Annotated in this window: 15 protein-coding genes; all 15 read right to left on the bottom strand. The window is 62.7% G+C overall.

Annotated elements, in window-relative coordinates:
• Nucleotides 1-1,417, bottom strand: a 1,417-nt coding sequence (locus VGZ23_04630; GenBank protein ID HEV2356884.1) for an ABC transporter substrate-binding protein, incomplete at its 3' end; no start/stop codon positions are given.
• On the bottom strand, nucleotides 1,405-2,703 hold the full coding sequence (locus tag VGZ23_04625; GenBank protein HEV2356883.1) for an amidohydrolase family protein: 1,299 nt from the start codon (nucleotides 2,701-2,703) through the stop codon (nucleotides 1,405-1,407). The genes VGZ23_04625 and VGZ23_04630, both read right to left, overlap by 13 nt.
• A gap of 7 nt (nucleotides 2,704-2,710) precedes the next feature.
• Nucleotides 2,711-3,448, bottom strand: coding sequence for an amidohydrolase family protein (locus tag VGZ23_04620; GenBank protein ID HEV2356882.1), 738 nt, complete (start codon nucleotides 3,446-3,448; stop codon nucleotides 2,711-2,713).
• Nucleotides 3,449-3,577: 129 nt separating this feature from the next.
• Nucleotides 3,578-4,333, bottom strand: coding sequence for a GntR family transcriptional regulator (locus VGZ23_04615; GenBank protein ID HEV2356881.1), 756 nt, complete (start codon nucleotides 4,331-4,333; stop codon nucleotides 3,578-3,580).
• Nucleotides 4,330-5,946: an amidase gene (locus VGZ23_04610; GenBank protein ID HEV2356880.1), complete on the bottom strand. Its 1,617-nt coding sequence runs from the start codon at nucleotides 5,944-5,946 to the stop codon at nucleotides 4,330-4,332. The genes VGZ23_04615 and VGZ23_04610 overlap by 4 nt, the downstream gene beginning before the upstream one ends.
• Before the next feature lie 573 nt (nucleotides 5,947-6,519).
• Nucleotides 6,520-8,028, bottom strand: a complete 1,509-nt coding sequence (locus tag VGZ23_04605) for an IS110 family transposase (protein HEV2356879.1) — start codon at nucleotides 8,026-8,028, stop codon at nucleotides 6,520-6,522.
• Between the two features lie 803 nt (nucleotides 8,029-8,831).
• Nucleotides 8,832-9,716, bottom strand: coding sequence for an isocitrate lyase/PEP mutase family protein (locus tag VGZ23_04600; GenBank protein ID HEV2356878.1), 885 nt, complete (start codon nucleotides 9,714-9,716; stop codon nucleotides 8,832-8,834).
• Between the two features lie 48 nt (nucleotides 9,717-9,764).
• A complete protein-coding gene (locus VGZ23_04595; GenBank protein ID HEV2356877.1) occupies nucleotides 9,765-11,213 on the bottom strand; it encodes an amidohydrolase family protein in 1,449 nt (482 codons plus the stop codon).
• Nucleotides 11,210-12,997: a hydantoinase B/oxoprolinase family protein gene (locus VGZ23_04590; protein HEV2356876.1), complete on the bottom strand. Its 1,788-nt coding sequence runs from the start codon at nucleotides 12,995-12,997 to the stop codon at nucleotides 11,210-11,212. The genes VGZ23_04595 and VGZ23_04590 overlap by 4 nt, the downstream gene beginning before the upstream one ends.
• Nucleotides 12,994-14,982 carry a hydantoinase/oxoprolinase family protein gene (locus tag VGZ23_04585; protein HEV2356875.1) on the bottom strand — a complete coding sequence of 663 codons (1,989 nt, stop codon included), beginning with the start codon at nucleotides 14,980-14,982 and terminating at the stop codon, nucleotides 12,994-12,996. Before VGZ23_04585 ends, VGZ23_04590 begins: the two co-directional genes overlap by 4 nt.
• 37 nt (nucleotides 14,983-15,019) lie before the next feature.
• Nucleotides 15,020-16,375 (bottom strand): aspartate aminotransferase family protein, encoded by a 1,356-nt coding sequence (locus VGZ23_04580; protein HEV2356874.1) that lies wholly within the window; start codon nucleotides 16,373-16,375, stop codon nucleotides 15,020-15,022.
• 29 nt (nucleotides 16,376-16,404) lie between these two features.
• Nucleotides 16,405-17,247, bottom strand: a complete 843-nt coding sequence (locus VGZ23_04575) for an ABC transporter permease (protein ID HEV2356873.1) — start codon at nucleotides 17,245-17,247, stop codon at nucleotides 16,405-16,407.
• 1 nt (nucleotide 17,248) lies between these two features.
• Nucleotides 17,249-17,983 carry an ABC transporter permease gene (locus tag VGZ23_04570; GenBank protein HEV2356872.1) on the bottom strand — a complete coding sequence of 245 codons (735 nt, stop codon included), beginning with the start codon at nucleotides 17,981-17,983 and terminating at the stop codon, nucleotides 17,249-17,251.
• A gap of 93 nt (nucleotides 17,984-18,076) precedes the next feature.
• Entirely contained in the window at nucleotides 18,077-18,841 is a 765-nt protein-coding gene (locus VGZ23_04565; protein ID HEV2356871.1) for an ABC transporter ATP-binding protein, read from the bottom strand.
• Between the two features lie 23 nt (nucleotides 18,842-18,864).
• Nucleotides 18,865-19,192 (bottom strand): hypothetical protein (locus tag VGZ23_04560; protein ID HEV2356870.1); only part of this gene is annotated, 328 nt, incomplete at its 5' end.

The raw sequence follows: 19,192 nt of genomic DNA, 5'->3' as shown, positions 1-19,192 counted from the left end.
GGCTTGAGCTTTGAAAGAAGCTCGCCGCCATCTCCTCGGGGTCGATCGTGCCCGGTGTGGTATCCGAGACAAAGGTGTAGTGCTTCCCCTCGGTCACCGCGCTGAAGAACCGCGCCGCATCGATCTTGTTGATACCCGCCTTCACCCCGACCGCGGCGAGATCTGCCTGAATCAACTCTGCGATGCGCGGCCAAAAGTCGTTGGTCTGAACCCAAATGTCGGCGTCGAAGCCGTTTGACAATCCCGCAGCGGCAAGCGACTGTTTCGCCTTGGCAGAGTCGTAAGGATAGTAATTGGCAAGTTCCGGCGCGTACGCCCAACTCGCCTTGGGAAAGTACCCGCTGGCGGCGTCGGCCGCGCCGTCGAAGACGACGTCGACAATCTTCCGACGATTGACCGCATAGTTGAGGGCGCGCCGGACGTCGGGCTTATCCAACGGCGGCTTGAGGGAATTGATGCCAAGATACCCCAGGTTGAGTGCGGGCGTCAATGCGACGGTGAGGTTTGAGTTGCTCCGGAACCGAGACAATTCCTGAAAGTCGATGAACGGCGTGGCATCGATTTCGCCGGAGAGGAGCCCGGCCGTCATCGTGGCAGAATCGGCCACGACGTTGATTACCACCCGGCCGACTTTGGGCTGACCCGGCCGCCAATAATTGGGATTGGCGTCCATCACCGCTCGATTACCCTTGACGGCTTCCACGAATGTGAAAGGGCCGGTGCCCACGGGACGCCGCCCGTAATCATTGGGCGCCGTTTTTATGGATGCCGGGCTCATGAAGCCGGCGGCGTAATGCGACATCAGGGCCAGCTGAGCGGCCGACCGGTATTCGCGAATCATCTGCACTTCGTACTTGCCGGTCGCGCGCCACTCTTTGACGCCGAGAAAGAGGTTGGAGCGAAAGACAGCGAGTTTGTTGTAGAATGGATGCTGGTCGTCGATCATTCGCATGTAGTTGAAGACAACAGCGTCGGCGTTGAAGGGCGTGCCGTCGTGGAACGTCACGCCTCGGCGCAGTTTGAACGTGTAGACACGCCCGTCGCTTGAGATCGTCCACGACTCCGCGAGCCCGGGGACGAGCTGCTTCCCGTCGTAGGACTCGACCAGGCGATCAAAGATGTTCATCAAGACCCACGTATGGGCCCATCCTTGAAAACTGACGCCAGGATCGTAGTTGTCCCCGACCGATTCCCCGCCCACGGTGAAAACACCGGTGGACCGGACGGCAGCGGCGAAGGCGGATCGTGGGAATGCGTACGGCGCGAGCAGCGTCGCCGCACCCGACGCCACCGCGGCGGCGAGGAACTCGCGACGTCTAGTGCCGTCTGGGCTACCGACTAACCCGTGTTCGATTGGACTCCGTTTTGAGCGCATTGTTTCGCCTCCCGACTTGAACGCGTCGATCAGTGGGTCCACGCCGCATGTTGCGTTTCTTCGGTCCGTACCACCTCGGTGCCCGACTTGAATGTGTAAATTCGCGAGGCCTGGTGCCGGACCGCTGCGTCCGCATCGGCGGCATCGAGCACGACAAGGTCCGCGCGGCGTCCTACGGTGATGTCCGGAGGTCCGGGTAAGCGCATCGCTAACCACGGCTCGACGGTCGCCAGGCGAAGAATCGGGACGCCGGCGATCGACGGCTCGCCAAGGTTGTAGGCGGCCGCGAGTAGGAAGGCGTCCTCCAACATATCGGCGGTCCCGAGCGGGTTCCACGGATCGCAGATGTGCCCCGTCGAGTAGCTCAGGTTGACACCGGCGCGCAGTAGCCGCTCGACGTTCGTCATCGCCCGCGTGATATCGCGCACCGGTGGATCCCACCACGCGCGGGCGGTGTGGAGCTCGGCGCCCGGCACGACCGTGACTCGAATGGCAGCGTCGCGAATGATTGCGAGCAGCGGCTCAGCCTGCTCCGGCGTCATCGCGCCGAGGCCACGAAGGTGCGCTACAGTTACGCGTCCCTGCCATCCGGACGCGGTCGTCAGCCGCGCGACCTCGGCCAGTTCCCACTCGGCCGCCGGCCGCGAGGCCGGGGTTGCGAGATCCACGTGAAGGTCGACGTCGCGGTCGTACTCCCGTGCGAGAGCGAAAACCGCGGCTAAATGTTCCGCGGCGGGTACGGCGTCAAAGGACGGTCCGCCACCTATGACGTCGGCGCCCATGGCCAGCGCCTCCCGAAGCAGATCCATGAGGCCCGGACGGGCGAGTAAGCCCTCTTGCGGGAACGCAACAAGTTGAAGATCCAACCAGCGTGCCCACTCGGCGCGCAATTCGAGCGCGGCTTCGAGGCCAGCCAAGCCAACCATGTCGTCTATGTCGATCTGCGCGCGGATCGCGATTGTGCCATGCCGGGAGGCAAGCTCGAGCGCCCTGTGCATACGCGACTTGATCTCGGGCCGCTCGGCCCGGCGCTTGAATTCGCGCAGCGCGCTGAAGAACTGCGGCCCGGTCTTGCCGTGGATGAGTGGAGATTGCCACAGAAACGCCTTGTCCAGATGGATGTGCGAGTCCACGAATCCGGGCAACAGCAGCCGACCGTCGATATCCACCTCTCGCGCGGCGCCGGACGCCGGGGCGGGGCCCGATGCCCGCGTGTCGCCGGAGGCAAGACGCGCACCGCACGCCGTGACACGTCCGGCCGTCACCGCCACGTCGCAGAGCTCGGGACGATCGAGGAGACGCGCCCGGCGCAACACGAGATCGTACATATCCCGCTTAGCCGATGCGCAGGATGCGCGCCATGTTGCGGCCCACGACCATCTCGTGCTCTCTTGGCGACGCCGTCGCGCGTCGGACCATCTCAATCTGGAGGTCGAAGTCGTTCGCCGGCCAGTCGGTGCCCATCACGACTTTCTCAGCTCCCGCCCCCTGGATCCCGATGCGGAGGCTTCGCAGCGGCACGACCGACGTTTCGAGATAGACGTTGGGATTGCGCTTCGCGACCATCGCCACCTCGGCCACTGACCACAGGATACCCATGTGCCCAAGTATCAGCGGGACATCGGGGAACGCCCGCGCCATCTCCTCATACTGCAACGGAGTGACCCAGAAGTCATGCATGCAGTGCCCGTACACGGCCAAGCCGTGGTCCGAGCACGCCTGGAAGATCGGATCCATCAACGGATGCGACGAGACCGGATGTCCCATCATCGTCGGGTGTAGTTTGAGTCCTCGAAATCCATGGTCGTGGGCCAGTCGGGCCATCTGATCCGCCGCGTCGGCGTCCCGAGGGTTAACCTCAAGGAAGCCGATGAGACGATCGGGGAACTGCCGGATGCCCGCGGCGATGAACTCGTTGTCTATATCCTGCCCCAGCGGACAAACGACCGCCTTATCGATGCCAGACCGATCCATCTCTGCGACGAACGCGGCCGCTGAGAGTTCCTGATGCATGAACAACTCAGGCGCGTTCGGTCGCGCTCGCCAGATATGGTTGTATGCGTCGATGATCAATCCGCCACGCCTCCTTTGCGACGCTCATTCGGCACCGTTCTGGCTGCATAGACCGGGACACGGGTCCGGAGCGCGGCGCTCGCCGTCACGTTTTCTTCAATTGGAGCGTAACGACTCATCTACGCGCCGTCACACCTCATCGCGTTCCTCCATCAGGTACATCTGCGCTAGCGCCTTAACGCTGGCCTTGGACTCCAAGATGTGCCTCTCCATTCGATCCGCGGCGCTAGCCGCATCCCCCGCCCGAATGCGGGCTAAGATCTCCAGGTGTTCTCGGATGGTCGAGGCCGCGCGTTCATGCCGTGTGTAGTCGATACGGCGGATGATGCGAATCCGTTCGTTGATGCGCCGCAGCGCACCGGCAAGCTCCCGGTTGCCGGTCGACGCGGCGACCCCGTAGTGGAACTCTTCGTCGGCCCTGAGCCAGACCAGAGCATCTCCGGCCGCCGGCGCACGCTGCATCTCCGTCCACGCGGCATCGAGCCGCGCCAGCGCCTCAGGCGCGCCGCGCTCTGCGGAGATGCGGGCCGTATGGCGCTCCACGCCGATGCGCAATTCATAAATCTCATCCACTTCGCGAGTGGTGAAAGCGCGGACGTAATAGCCCTGATGCGGGACGAGCGTGAGCCACCCTTCCTGCTCCAGCCGCCGTAGGGCCTCGCGTGCAGGCGTTCGGCTGACATGCAGGTCCTCCGCGACCTGCTCCTCTGTCATACGCTGACCGGGCCGGAGGATGTAGTCGAGGACCTTGTCCTTAAGCACGCGATAGACAGAATCGCCGCGCAACACTTTCTCGACGCCCTCTACCGTTGGGCCCGCCGACCCTCGTGTGCCGGTGTGGGCGACCCGGCCGTCTGCGGCCGCAGCCGTCTGCCTCGCCGTCACGATGCAGCCCAACGCGGCGAGCAGAGTGACAGGCGCCATGGCTCCGGCACGCGATCGTACAACTCATCCAGGCGCGCGGATCCCTCGATGGCCGCGGCCAGCGCCAGCACCGTCCCGTCGCCGCACGGCGCGCCGACGACCTGCAGTCCTATCGGCAGCCCACCTCCTGTCATGCCGCCGGGCACGCTTATCGCGGGAAACCCGATGAAACTCCAGGGCACACAGTTCCGCGAGAGCGAGACGAGGTGCTGCTCGGCCTGGTCCCTGCGCGGCGCTGGGATCAAGGTGGTGGGCATCAATAGCGCGTCGACCTGGACGAAGAGGCGTGCCATCCGCTCCGCGAACTCTCCACGATACCGCTGCGCCTGGAGGTAATCCACGGCGGATACCCGTGCCGCCTCGTCCAACTGCTCGTAAACGTCCTTCGTGTAGGCGGCCGGATACCGAACCAACCAGTCTCGGTGGTAGGCTGCCGCCTCGCAGCGGGACAGGACCAGTCCCATCGCGTTTGCCGTATCGAAGTCCGTGTCGCTCGGCTCCTTAAGATCTCGGAGTGTCACGCCCGCGGCAGACAACACGCGCGCGGCGCCGGAAACCGCGTCCGCGACCTCGACATCGGCCCCGACGAGGGCCGTCTCCGGAATGCCGATCCGCAGGCCGCGAACCGCGGTGCGCGCACTGCCGAGCAGATCCACCGTCCCCGTTTCGCGCGCGGCAATGTCCGCCACCAGCGCCGCGTCCTCCACAGTACGTGCCATGACGGCGCAGTGGTCCATGCTCCACGACAGCGGCACGATTCCATCCGTGGGGAGTAGCCCATACGTGGGCTTGTAGCCGACTGTCCCGCAAAGTGCGGCTGGCACACGGATCGACGCGCGGGTGTCCGTGCCCAGGGCCCCCAGGCACATACCGGTGATCAGCGCAATTGCCGCACCTCCCGAAGAACCACCTGGCACACGGTCTGGGTCCCACGGGTTCCGACTCTGAGGCTGCGTCACGCCGAGGGCAAACTCATGCGTGTGCGTCTTTCCGACTATGATCGCGCCGGCTCGGCGGATCTCTGCCACGGCCGCGGCATCGTTCGTGGTCGGGAACCCAGTAGGCACGGCCGAACTGGCAGTCGTCGGCATACCGGCCGCGTGGATAATATCTTTAATGGAACTCGGAATCCCCTCCAAGGCGACGTCTGTGGGCCCACTCTGCCCACGACCGGTCCGGCGGTCGATCGCCCGTGCCTGTTCGATCGCGTCCTTGTTCACGAAGGCAAAGGCGTTGTAGATGTGATTGTACGTTCGGATGTTTTCTAGAACCGCCGATACGGCGGCCTCTGCTCGGACTCGGCCGGTGCGAATGGCTCCCTGGAGACCGAGGATCGTCCCGAAATCCCGAGCGAGTCGCGTAGAGGGCCCTGCTTCGCTCGTTGGCCGCGGGCCACGCACGGCCGCGTCGCGCTGCCACTCCCGATTCCGCCGGTCCGAAAGGCGGTACTCAAAAGCCGGCCGCTGCTCGGCGCTTCCAGGCGTGTATCGGCGCAGTGTGCCGACCGCCTTGCGGAAGCTGTCCCTCGTCACCGTTCCTGTCAAATGGTTCAATTTTTGTCTATCCTTAGGCATTTGTATACTGAAATGTATACGGTACTGTATTCGACTTTCCGCCTAGCCGATCCTTCTTTCTGGCAACACTGATCCTTCCGATAGGCTCTTGGCACGGCGATTCCCGATCTGCAGGTTGCCGAGACGCTGCTCGACCATCGTCCACACCGTGCATAAGAATGCGCTGCGCGGAGAATCAATGCGCAAACCCCACGCCAAGATCGCACAGGGGCAGGAACCGCGGCGTCGCGCCTTGAACCAGCTATGCCACTCAGAAAGGGGTGATCCACTTTCTGGAGTGGCGGGGCGTCGGCTGTCGCTCCGGCCGCAGCGATTTGGCCGACCTGAGTGGTGCGTCATACGCGTTGAACGCGCGTTCGGGGTCGCTCCAGCCTAGATGTCCGAATCCAGTGGAATCCGCTGTTTTCGTGGGACTCGGAGACCAGGGTGACATCGATGGAGTTGAGGCGATGGCTTGATCTCGTTTTCCGAGAACGGTGAGGCGAGTATATCGTACGTATTTCTCGCCGCCCTTCAGCAGTGTCAGCGCCGGTGATAAACTGACCCAGATCGCCGGACTGAAAGTGACATTCCCTAATTCGTGTCAAGCCCCCCGCAGCGCCGGGCACCCTCTGCGATCATCGGAGCCTTTGGTTGATCGGATGCGCGGGACTCGGTAGAATCGATTTGGGAGGAAGCGGACGATCTCTGTGAGGAGCGCTTCGCGCTGCCTCGGTGAGCACCTATCGAGACGTCGGGCTTCCTCCTTCTGTTTGTGCGCCGTTCCGCTCTGACTTCTGCCGGCACCCGATATCTTGTCAGAATGATCGCCCGCGCTTCTTGCGCAGTCACCTCGTGCCCACCCACGTCTCGAAGGACGTAGTCGCGCTGCTCGGTGAGCACTGCGTGGATGCGCGAGGCGAGATGACTCATCACAGCCCCGATCGCCTTGTAGTGGGGCTTCCCCCGATGGACCATCTGATCGTAATAGATCTTGGCCAGTTGCGGATCCCAGCGCCGGGCAATCTCGGCCGCTTGGTAGAGTGCGAGCTTCACGCGCCGCGGGCCGGCTTTGGTCATCGTCAGTCCCTTCGCGTCGCTGTCGGCGGATTGTCGCGCATGCGGCACAACGCCCGTCCATCCGCGGAAGGCCGCTTGGCTGCGGAAGCGCTGAGGGGTGCCGACGGCCGCCAGGAGTGTGGGCGCCGTGACGGCGCCCAGTCCCTTGAGCGTGCCTAAACGGTCCTCAGGTGCCACCTTCCGGTACCGCCGAGCGATGGCGGACTCGAGATCCTCCAGCTCCTGCACTTCCACATCCATCAGCCGCAGTTCCCGCGTCAGCTCGTCCCGGACATCATCGAAGAAGCTCTCGGTCAAGAGCCCGGCATCGATAATCGGGCGATAGAGCCGCGTGAGCTGTTCGCATGCTGTGAGGAACCGCGGGGCGAGCCGATCGGGGAGCGCACCGCGCGAAAGCTTATCCAGCAAGGCTTTCCGCAGCACTGTCGCGTTCTGACCAGCAAGGGCGAAAGGATTCAAGGCGACGGTCAGCACCGCACGAAAGAGCGACTCCCAGGGTTTGCCCAGCACGTCCATGAGACCAGGCAAATATCCGCGCAGCAGCGCTTGGAGACGGTTCTTCCGGCCTGTCAGACTCTCGACCAAGCGCGCACGCTGGCGCGTCATCCGATCTAATCCCTGAAGTGCCGCCGGCGGGAGGTCGACGGCGTACAGTTCCTCGGGATCGACCAGCGGCATCTTAGCCAACGTGAGCGAATCGAGGCGATCGGACTTCGCGTCCCGCTTCAAGTATCGCCGCAGAGCAGCGACCTTACTGGTCTTGATGCGGACGACTTTGACGTTGGGATGTGTGGCCCGCAAGTAGAGGCTGGGGAGAAACCAGGCTAATCCGGTGGGTTCCATGACCACGACCGGTGTGCCGGGTGATGAGTCGTTCCCGCAGACATGTTGCTCGAGCTTCTGCATACCCACTGATGAGGAATCGAAGGTGAAGCGCTGCACCGGCTGGCCCATTGCGTCGAGGACGGTGCAGTCATGAGCGCCGTTGATGCTGAGATCGATGCCGATGCTGTGCCCGAGCACGCACATCCCTCCCATCGCAATGTCGAACCGAGCGATGGCAGCCGGGTTCGCATCCCCGGGCCCAGCGTTGCGTGTTTGTCATCCGGGGCCGCGCTACGCGCGCCCCAATTCCCCTAATCGGGTCCTCCCCGGGGACATCGCATTGTCACTTTCGAGGCAGCCTATAGGCTCCTCACCCACTACCGCGCCATGCTGGCCCGCAGGGAGGACCCTTCCTCATTCCATCCGTTCTCCCTGTCCTGTCCCTCTTCGAAGGACTGCGGTCAATATACAACCCACCCCCAGCAAAGTTACTCTCCCGACCTGTTCAGGTCGGGAGGTGACGATCTCACCTATGCTGGGAGGCAGGACGGTGAAGCAGCTGCTGGAGTTGCACGGCGCAGGCGCATTGGCGTGCCCGTCTTCGTATGGCTCCTCTAAGATCGCGCCCAAACTGGTCGTCACCCGGCGGCGCAAGCTCGCAAGCCCCTCGGGCGTCGCTTGGTATTCTTGCGTGCGGTAGTGTCGCGTATCGAAGGGCAAGGTGTGAGGCTCGTCCTGGGTCACGAATACGATAGGTTTCGCCGCGCATAGCGCACAGCCCACTTCCAACATGACGTTCGGGTTCTTGCCACTCAGATCCGCCACAATCACCCGCGCTCTTCGGATTGCCTCGAAGATCTGCTCGAGAATCACTCCCGGGCGGGCGATATCATCGGCCCGTGCGCACCTAAGATGCGCCTCCTCCACCCCGGCCCGAATACCCCTCTGTATAGTCCCGGCGCGATCAGGACCGCCGATGGAGCGAATGGACGAGGCCGCCGCTACCTCTCTCTACCGTTCTCGACCGTTTCTTCTTCGATACGATAGTACTCGTCCAACCCTATCGTGTCTTCGATTTCCTTTCGGACCGGAATAAAAGTGGCCTGATCCATGCCTGTTCGCCCTGTCCTCTTGAGCGTTTCAAACAGGTCTTTCACGGATTTCGCGGCAACGTTGATAGCGCTAATGGCGTCGTTCGCCATTTTGTAGCCCATCGATTCCAAGTCACTCAACGGTAGAATCGGTCTCCCGAGCCGGTTACCTTCGCTGTTGATGTATGTCACGTGTCCATTGATCTCTCGCGGGGCCTTGCGCGCTTCTTCGAGGTTATTGGGGAACACGGCCACGAAGTCCGCGCCGGCCTCCAGATACAAATTCGCTCTTCTGATACCCTCGGCGAACCCGTACGTCAGCATGGCATCGGTACGAGCCCCGATGAGAAAATCCGGGTCTGTCCGAGCCTTCAGCGCATAGCGGAGCTTATCGCACAACACCTCGGGCGGGACAAGATGCTCGATGCCCTTATGATAGTGGACGCGCTTCGGAAACACCTGGTCTTCGATTCGGATGCCGGCCACGCCTGCCCGTTCGAACTCACGAACCGTTCGGACGATGTGGGCCGGTTCGCCATAACCCGCGCCCGCATCGATCAATAACGGGATCGTGACGGCAGCGGTAATGCGGCTGGCGGCACCAACGGCGTCTTCCAGACATAGCAGTGGCTCCGGGACACACAGACTTGCACCCAGCGAGTAGGCCCCGAGGTTGATGCACTGGAACCCCACTCGCTCGGCGATGCGAGCCGTCAACGCATCGTAGGCGATCGGAATATGAATGATTCCAGGGCGCTTCAGCAGCTGGCGCAACGCTGTGGATGACCGTGTCATTGAGAGAGCCTCCTCGCAGGCGGCGCGGTTGTCCGTATCGGCCCTCGCCTAGCCGTGAAGCATGGATGCGGCCCGGCGGGCGGCAGGGTTTGCCGGGGCCTCGGACTTCGAATTCGCGTGCGCCTGAGTTTGTGCCGTTGCCGGAAACCGGGGGAGAAATTTCCCCTGGCCGTGCGCCAGGAACTTGCCGCGATCGAAAACGACGCGCCCACGTAAGACGGTGGTCAGAGGCCAGGCGGTCACGCGCATGCCTTCGTATGGGGTAAAATCGGCCGCCGAATGCAAGTCCGCGGCTCGTATGGTACGGTCGGCGTTCAAATCGACGATCGCGAAATCGGCGTCCCCGCCGATGACCATTTGTCCTTTTCGCGGCGCCAGCCCAAACGCACGCGCGGGATTGGCCGCGGCGATTTCCGCGATCCTGACGAGTGGGACGTCTCTCCTTTTCGCTTCGGTCAGCACAACGGCCAGGGACGTTTCCAGGCCCGGAAAGGCCGCCACCGCCGTCCAGACGTCGTCGCCCTTCATGCTCGAGAGCTTTGCCGAGTGATCTGTCCCGAGACAGGTCAGTGCACCCGTTCGAATACCATCCCACAGGGCTTCGACATGGGGCCGTGACCGTATTGGCGGATTGACCTTGGCGGCGGTCCCCGGCGCATCGGTGGTGAGGCTCAGATAGTGCGTACAGGTTTCGCCGATAATCGGCAGTCCTTTCGCTTGGTAGGCCCTCAGAACTTCGAGGGCGTCTGCCGAGGTGACGTGCACGACGTAGAGCGGACACCGCAATCTCTCAGCCAAGTCAAGAATCCGCAGGAGCGCGTGGGCTTCTACCAAAGGTGGACGAGCCTCATCCCAGGCGGCGATGCCCTGGTGGCACGCCCTACGCACCTCCGCGCTGAGCACGTTGAGAATCTCCTCAGCCTCAGCGTGAACCATCGGCAGCGCGCCGGTCGCGCTGGTCGCAATCGCTCGTAGGAGGGCGAAGACGATGCCGTCGTCGATGCCCGGGGCGATTTGGCGATCTTTGTACACCGTATAAAACTTGAACGACTGCAGGCCGAGCTTCGCGTGCGTCTCGGCAGCCTCGAGTGCCTGCCGCATTCCCGGGATCTGGCAATGGAGGCTCACATCGACCGACAGGACGGGCGCCAGATCTTTGAGGATGCCCGGGATGACGTCAACATACGATCCACCGGGCGAAAACTGATCCAGTTTGACCAATGCCAGGAATGTCGTGACTCCGCCGGCCGCCGCCGAAAGTGTTTCCGTTCGAAAATCACCGATGAACGGAAGGTTGTTGCCCATGTGCGTGTGAGGGTCCACGACGCCCGGAAAAACGTAGAGGCCCCGGGCGTCGATCGCCGCGTCCGCGCGAGACAGTGGTATGTCTTCGGCAATGCCGGCGATCTTGCCGTCGTGAATTCCAATGTCGGCCGGGACGAGGCCTTGAAACGGAATGACCAGCGTGCCGCCCCTTACGACGGAATCGTATTTCATGAGCGCCTCCCCGACCCGAGTGGCCTCGATCCTCCCGACCGCGTGTCGGCCGGCGCGCTCCGGTCCGGCACAATACTCACGCCCGCGTCATCGCTATCCAGGCCGTAGTCCCGCCGGGCGCTTTCGAACGAAATGTAGCCCTCGCGTAGATCCGCGATAACGGCGGCCCGGTCTCGTTTCAACGGGTCGCCAAACCCACCGCCACCGCCCGATTCCAGCACCAGCACGGCGCCTTTCTTCACAGGAACCGCGTAAAACTTGCTGTTGCTGGCCAGTCCGTACGCGTCTTTCAACAGCCGCTCCTCGCCCTGCCAGACAACCGCCCATCGGTTCGGCTTAGCGTCGCAGCCTCCAGCAAGGCCCCACGGCGCGATGCGCTGGCGATCAGCGAGCCCGGACACAAAATGATCCCATAGGCATTCCACCTCGCGGACCGTCCCAAGGCCGCCGCGGTGCGTTCCCGCGCCGCCGCTATCGGCCACCAGTGCATACTTCTTAAAGAGCACAGGGTAGCGATGCTCCCAAATCTCGATCGGCTGATTCGTCGGTGTGCCGTGCCAATGGTAGACAGCGGAGTTGCCGTCTTGGCGCAGCCGGGCGCCCTGGCCGCCCTCCTGGAAGTAGTACCACATCGTGTCGTCCGTTCCGTCGTCACGCACGCACCGCGCGGAGATGTTGTTGCCGGAACTGAACCCCCCAGCCGCAACGCGTTCGGGGACCGCGTCAGCAAACGCACGAAACATCAACTCGCTGGCACGCTTGCTCATTTCGAACGTGTCCCCAAACACGCTCACCGGCCACTGGGCGTTGACGATAGTCCCGCGAGGGGCGCGTACATCAATGAGGCTAAAGACGCCCTCGTTCATCGGTGTCAACGGATCGACGATGGCGATAATCCCGGCGTACACCGCCGCTGAGGTGCACGAATAGTTGCTATTGATCGGGGTCGGGGCCTGCGGCGCGGTGCCGTCAAAATCCACCACAAACCCCCCCGGGCGCTTCGTGACCGCGACGCGGATGGGGTATTCGCGGTCCGTCACTCCGTCGTCTTCGATGTAATCGATCGCGGTATACACGCCGTCTGGAATCGCCGCCATTTTCGCCAGGAACCGCTCGCGGGCGTGGTCGATCGCGTAATCGAAACCGTCCAGCACAACCTCCAAGCCGTATCGGTCTGCGAGCGAACGCAGGCGCGCCTCCGCCGTTCGACACGCGGCGATCTGACTTTGCAGATCGCCCCATGCCTCCTTAGGGTAGCGGACGTTCGCGAGGATAAACTCACGAATTTCCCGTTGAAGCACGCCGGCGGAGTACAGTTTGCACACGGGGATGATCAGACCGTCCTGGACGACGTGCGTGCTCGTCCCGCAGCAGCCTCCGGCGGCCATGCCGCCGATATCGTTCCAATGACCGATATTGACCGCAAAACCCACAAAACGGCCGGTGTAGTAGACGGGCCGCGCCACCACGATGTCCGCCTGGTGTGTGGCCGTATAGGGATCGTTCGTTAGAAGAACGTCGCCCTCAGCGAAGTCGTCGTACGTTTCGAAAATCTTTCGCATCACGGGACGAAGCGCACCGAGGTGCACGCCGAGTCCGGCGGCCTGCGTCACCATCCGGCCCGACACGTCGAACAGCGCGCACGAAAAGTCGAGCCCCTCTGAGAACGTTGGGGAATACGCGGCCCGGGCGGTGGTTTTCACCATTTCGTGCACGGTCGAGGTCAGGTAGCTACTCACGATCTCCTTGGTGAATGGATCCCCCGCCGTGCGACCGCCGCTCACGTGAGCGCCACCATAATGTTGCCGTAGCGGTCGATTCGCGCCGCACAAGAGCTGGGCAAATAGTGCGTGGTATCGATCTCCTCGACGATCGAGGGAGTCGGTACGGTCATCCCTCCGCCGAGCTCGTCGCGTCGAAATACCGGCAGCGCATCACGATGGGCTGATATGCTCCGGAACGCAACCGGCGTGGGCCCCTCCGCGCGAGCACCCGGCGCCTCCGGCAAGTGTATGGGGTCGACGGATTGCACGGCCGTACTTCGGATCGTGATAAGATCGACCGGGTCGCCGAGCTTGCTGCCATAGAGCTGCAGGTGACGGTCTTCAAAGCGGACATACAGGTCTTGGGGAGTGTCCCCCGATTGTGCCGGAATAGCGACCTCGTGCGACTGGCTCCGATAGCGCAGATCCACGTAGCGCAACTGCGTCACCGGGGCGCTGTCCCGATCGAAAATCATTTTGGCTTCCGCCTCCAAATCACGGAACATGGCGTGGATGTCCTCGGCGGACAGGGATTCCAACGGTTGAATGAAGGTGCGGCTGCGAGACGCCCGCACATCGGCCGTGATCATTCCAAAAGCGGAGAAGACACTCGGAGCCAGAGGCAGCAAGACTGAACTAATCGACGCCTCGCGAGCCACCGCGATCGCGTGCTGGCCGCCCGCGCCGCCGAAACTGACGAGCGTGAAGTCTCGAGGGTCTAGTCCCTTCTCAACCGTAATCTCGCGTATCGCTTGTGCCATTCGAGCGTTGGTGAGCCGGTAGACGCCGTCGGCGACGTCGCCGGCCGACAGACCGTAGTGCCGGCAAAGCGGCCGAAGGGCCTGCAGGGCTTTGTCCGGGTCAATCCTGACCCGTCCGCCGAGAAAATACTCGGGGTTGAGCAGCCCCAAGATCAGGTTGGCGTCCGTGACCGTGGGCCGTTCGCCGCCTTTTCCGTAGCACGCCGGTCCCGGAGCCGAGCCGGCGCTTTCCGGACCGATCTGGAGGCCACCGCCTTCGTCGATCCAGGCGACGCTCCCGCCGCCGGCGCCGATCGTGTGGATTTGAATCGCAGGAACCTGCATGGGAATGCCCCACTCCACCGAAATGCTGCGATCCAGCTGCGGCATGCCGTCTTGAATCGCGCACACATCGAGGCTGGTCCCGCCCATATCCATGGTAATGACGTTGGGGAGGTGCAGGGCCCGGGCGAGAAACTGCCCGGCCAAGACCCCGCCTGCCGGCCCAGACAGAGCGAGCGTCACCGGGCTGCGCTTTGCCTCGGCTCCGGGAATAACGCCACCCTCAGAGTTCATGTAACGAATGCCACCGGAGACGGGTAGTTTTTTCTCCAGCGACTCGACGTAGGCGCTGATGCGCCGGATGGAGTACGCGTTGAGACTCACCGTGCTTGCCCTCTCGTACTCACGAATCTCACGGCAAACGTCCGACGAGATGGTCACCTCGATGCTGGACCTGCGGCGAACGAGATCCGCCATCAGCCGCTCGTGAATCGGGTTGGTGTATGAATGCAGAAAACAGACGGCAATGGCCTCGACGCCTTGCCCGATGAACCGCTCCACAATCGACGCGGCTTGGACGAGATCCAGCGGCTCAAGCACCTCGCCCCTGTGATTCACACGCTCCCGCACCTCGGCCCGCAGGTGCCGCGGCACGATCGGGGCCGGCTTCGTCCACGACAGATCGTACGGCCGCGGCCGGCTCGCGCGCATGATCTCCAGCACGTCGCGAAATCCGGCGGTCGTAATGAAACCGACCTTGCAGCCGCTTCGCTCCAGGATGAGATTGGTCACGAGAGTCGTGCCGTGGATGAGATACGAGAGTTCTGCCGGCTCGACCGCGGCCGCCGCCATCGCGGCCAGCACGCCCTCTTCGGGATTCTTGGGCGTGCTGAAGACTTTGCTGCGACTTAGCCGCCGCGTCTCCTCATCGTAGACCACGAGATCGGTGAACGTGCCGCCGACATCAATGCCGACCCGCTTCACGATGGGCCCGCCAACGCGTGAGGAGAGTCCATCGCTTCTACCGCAACGATGCGCTGTGCTCGGCGAGAAAGCCCTTCACCGCAGCGATGGTCCGGTCGACGTCGTCCTCCGTGTGCGCACCGTTCAAATACCAGCGGCTGACCGTCTTCGGCTTCGAATAAAACCCTTTGTTCCACATGTATCGCACAAATGCGTGGCTCGCATCTGCGTTGTGATACTTGAGAATATCGCGATAGTTGCGGATCGGCCGGTCTGTGAAGAACACCGTCCAGACCGATCCGAATTGGACGCAGTGCGCGCGCACGTTCAACTCGCGCGCCGCCTTATTGATTCCATCGGCTGTGGTCTTGCCGAGCCGGAAGAGCCGCTCGTGGATCTTCCCGTTTTCCAGTTCCGAAACCGTGGCGATCGCCGCGGCCACACACAGCGGATTGCCGTTGAAGGTGCCGGAGAAATACGCGCGCCCTTGCGGGGTCAGTTCGCCCATCACATGATTTCTGCCGCACACGGCAGAAATCGGAAAGCCGTTCGACATGGCCTTCCCAAACGCGCTGATATCGGGGAAGACACCGCTGAGCTTCTGCGCCCCGCCCAGGCTGTGTCGAAACCCTGTGATAATCTCGTCAAAGACCAACACGATACCGTACCGGTCGCACAGCTGCCGCGCCCGCTCCAGAAAGCCGGAGACCGGCTCCACAACGCCCATCGTATGCGAGATCGGCTCGACGATAATGGCCGCGAGCTCGTTCTTGTGACGAATGACCAGCTGCTCGAGCATATCGGCATCGTTATAGGGCGCGACGACGACGTGCTGAGCCGCTTCCGGCGGCAGGCCCGAGGACTCCGAAATCGGTGCGTACTCGCCCTCCGTCACCTGGCCGGGTTTGGGCGCGATGCTGAACAATACGCCATCGTACCAGCCGTGATAGGATCCTTCGAACCTCAACAGTTTTGTCCGGCCAGTATGCGCCCTGGCAGCGCGTAACGCATACACGATCGCGTCGCTTCCGCCGCATCCATAACCGCTCATGTCGGCGGTGGGAATGTGCTTTCGCAGTAGCTTCGCCAGCTGCAGCTCATCGGGATGCGGGCCGCAGAACAACACCCCGGTCTCGTCAAGCGTGCGCTTGACCGCCTCGCGGACACCCGGATGATTATGGCCAAGAATCGCCGGACCGGCGGCGCACCAATAGTCGATGTACTCGTTTCCATCAACGTCCCACAGCCGAGAGCCAAGCGCCCGCCGCCAGAAGTGAGGGTACGGCGGATAGTACTTGCCCTCACCGTGGGCCCCCTGTGGGCTGTACTCTCGTGCCGCCTCGTATAGTTGCCGCGAGGTATCAGTCGTACCGGGGCCGATGGACGACGTCTGCGTTTTCCCACCGATAGCCACTGGCCGTGCCTCCCGTCCTCGACGTGGTCTCACGCCTCAAGGTAGTATCGCCAGGCAATCAACCGTGAGAACCTGTCGAACACCTGGCTGGTCACGAGCCCGAGCACTCCAAGCGTCGCAATGCTGACGAAGATCGTGTCCACCGCCGTGTAATTGAAGCTCACAAGAATCAGATAGCCGAGTCCGCTTTGCGCCGCGAGCATTTCCGCCGTAATAATGGTCGCGAACGAATTCATCAGCCCAATGCGCATCCCGGTCAGCAGATACCTCACCGCGGCAGGCAGCATGATCAAGCAAAACACTTGAAACGTGCTGGCGCCAAAGCACTCAGCGGCCCGCAATTGATTCCGGGGGATGGACGAGATGCCGGCGAGCGCATTCAGCAGCACCATGAAGCTGGTCGTGTAGACGATCAGCAAGATCTTGCTGGCCTCCCCGATGCCGAACCATATGAGGACCGGTCCTATCCACGCAATGGGCGGGATGAAGCGAAAAAAATTCACCAGCGGCTCGAGCAACCGGCGAATATGAGACACTGTGCCCATGGCGATGCCAAGCAAACCCCCCACGGCACTTCCGATCACAAAGCCGATGAAAATTCGCGTATAGCTGGTAGCGATATGGCCCAACAGGTTGCCGGTCCTCAACAGTTCGAACGCCTTGGCCGCCACCGCGGAGGGAGCGGGAAGCGTGAACGGCTGAAAAAATGCCCGGGCAACCAGTTCCCAGACAAGGAGCCCCGCGAGAATCGAGGTCACTGCCAACGCCGGCGGCGTGAGGCAGCGCTCGCCGAGCGGTTGCGCTTCGGCGCCCGGCCGGTCCCCCACCGCCGCGTGGCCATCCGAGATGTGGACGCTCGGCATCTGGCTCATCTCAGTCGCCCAGCTGATACCGGCCGGCGAACCCGCGGGCGGCTCGCATGAGCAGGAAGTCGGTCAGGAACCCGAGGACACCGAGTGCAACGATGGCCACATAGGTTCTATCGGTCTGCAGGAAGATCCGCGAGGACATGATCAGGAAGCCCAGGCCGCGATTCGCGGCCAGCATTTCGGCCGCGATGATGGTGGTGAAAGAGTTTTGCAGGGCGAGGCGCATGCCCGCCACAATAAACGGCACGCACGCGGGCAGCACGACCCAGACGAACATCTGCCGGCGATTAATGCCAAAGCATTCCGCCGCGCGCAGCTTCACGGTCGGGATTGCGCTCACGCCCTCAGCCACGTTCACCGCGATGCCAAAGGTTGTGGCATATATCAGCAGCAAGACTTTGCTCGTTTCCCCGACGCCGAACCACACCATGAATGCCGTAATCCACGCGAGCGCGGAGACAAACCGCAGGAAATCAATGTACGGGGTGAGCACATACCGGACTGCCGGAAGCATGCCCATTAAGAGTCCGATAAGCACTCCAAACACGCTGCCGATGCTGAATCCCGCCATGATCCGGACCATGCTGGCGACGCTGTTTGCCCACAAACTTCCGTCCCGGACGGCTGCGACAAAGGTCCGGAACGTGCTGAGCGGGGGCGGGAAGAGCTGCGGATGTCCGTACACTCGCGCGGCGGCATCCCAGAACGCAATCAATATCGCGGACGGCAGCACATACACGGTTGCGTAGTAGAGCGCGCGCTCCGCAACCCGCGAGGAGGTCGGCTCCGACTGCGCGCTACTCCGCGAAACCATCGCGTCGCCTCGCGAGCGTCATGCCGCTTCTTTACCGAGCAAGCGGTTCAGGCGGACGTAGATGTCTCCGAACTCAGGCTGGGCAACAGAGCGCGGCCGCCCTAACGGCACATCGATCGTTTCCTTGAGCGTTGCCCCGGGGCCCGAGGTCATGACAGACACCCGGTCCGCCAGGAGAATCGCCTCCGAAATGTCGTGGGTGACAAAGAGCGTCGTGTACCGTGTCTGCTGCCACAGTTGCACAAGCTCTGTCTGCAGGAGGCTTCGGGTCTGCGCGTCGAGAGCGCCGAACGGCTCGTCCATGAGCAACGTGTCGGCGTTCCCGGCCAGTGCCCTCGCCAGCTGGACGCGCTGTTTCATCCCGCCCGAGAGCTGACACGGGAACTTGTGCTCCTGGCCTGCCAGTCCAACCAGGCGGAGGAAGTTGAGTGCTCGCCGCGTGCGCTCCGGTCCCGGCATTCCGGCGATCCGAAGACCAAATTCTGCGTTTTGGAGGGCGGTCAACCAAGGATAGAGTGAGTCGCTGCTTTGAAAAATCACGACGCGATCGACGCCTGGCGCCGTGACGCGCCTGCCTTTCACCCACACTTCTCCCAGGCTCGGATGCTCGAATCCCGCCACGAGGTTCAACACGGTGGTTTTCCCGCAGCCGGAAGGCCCGAGCAGGACGTGAAACTCGCCCTTCCCGATCGCCAAATTGAAGCGCTGCAGCACCCACTCACGGGTCCTGGTCCGGCCCGGGTACATGAACGAGGTATCGAGAAACAGGATATGCGGGTCCATCGATTGACCTGGCAGGAAGCCGCCTACGGGTGCGCAGAGCCCTTGCACACAGCCGCTGTGCACAGTCCGGGCGCAACCGTCAACATGAGCTTCGGATCGAGCAGGTCGTTCACCAGCTGATTGACGGTCATCTTCCCGAGTAGTTTCTTTTGGGATGCGTACTCCGCCATCCCGACCAGGGCATCCGTCACCTGCTGAGGGAAATCCAGCGTGTAGGTGCAGCACCCCATCAATTGCTCCAACTGGGCCGGATCCATCTGAAAAGCCTTGGCGGCGATCATGGCCGCCTCGTGGCGATTGTTCTGGACCCAATGCATGGTATCACCGAGCGCGCGCAAGGCCTTGACGGCG

The organism is bacterium (assembly GCA_035945995.1).
In the GTDB taxonomy this organism is placed as follows: Bacteria; Sysuimicrobiota; Sysuimicrobiia; order Sysuimicrobiales; family Segetimicrobiaceae; genus DASSJF01.
This window is presented reverse-complemented; position numbering and strand designations above follow the sequence as displayed.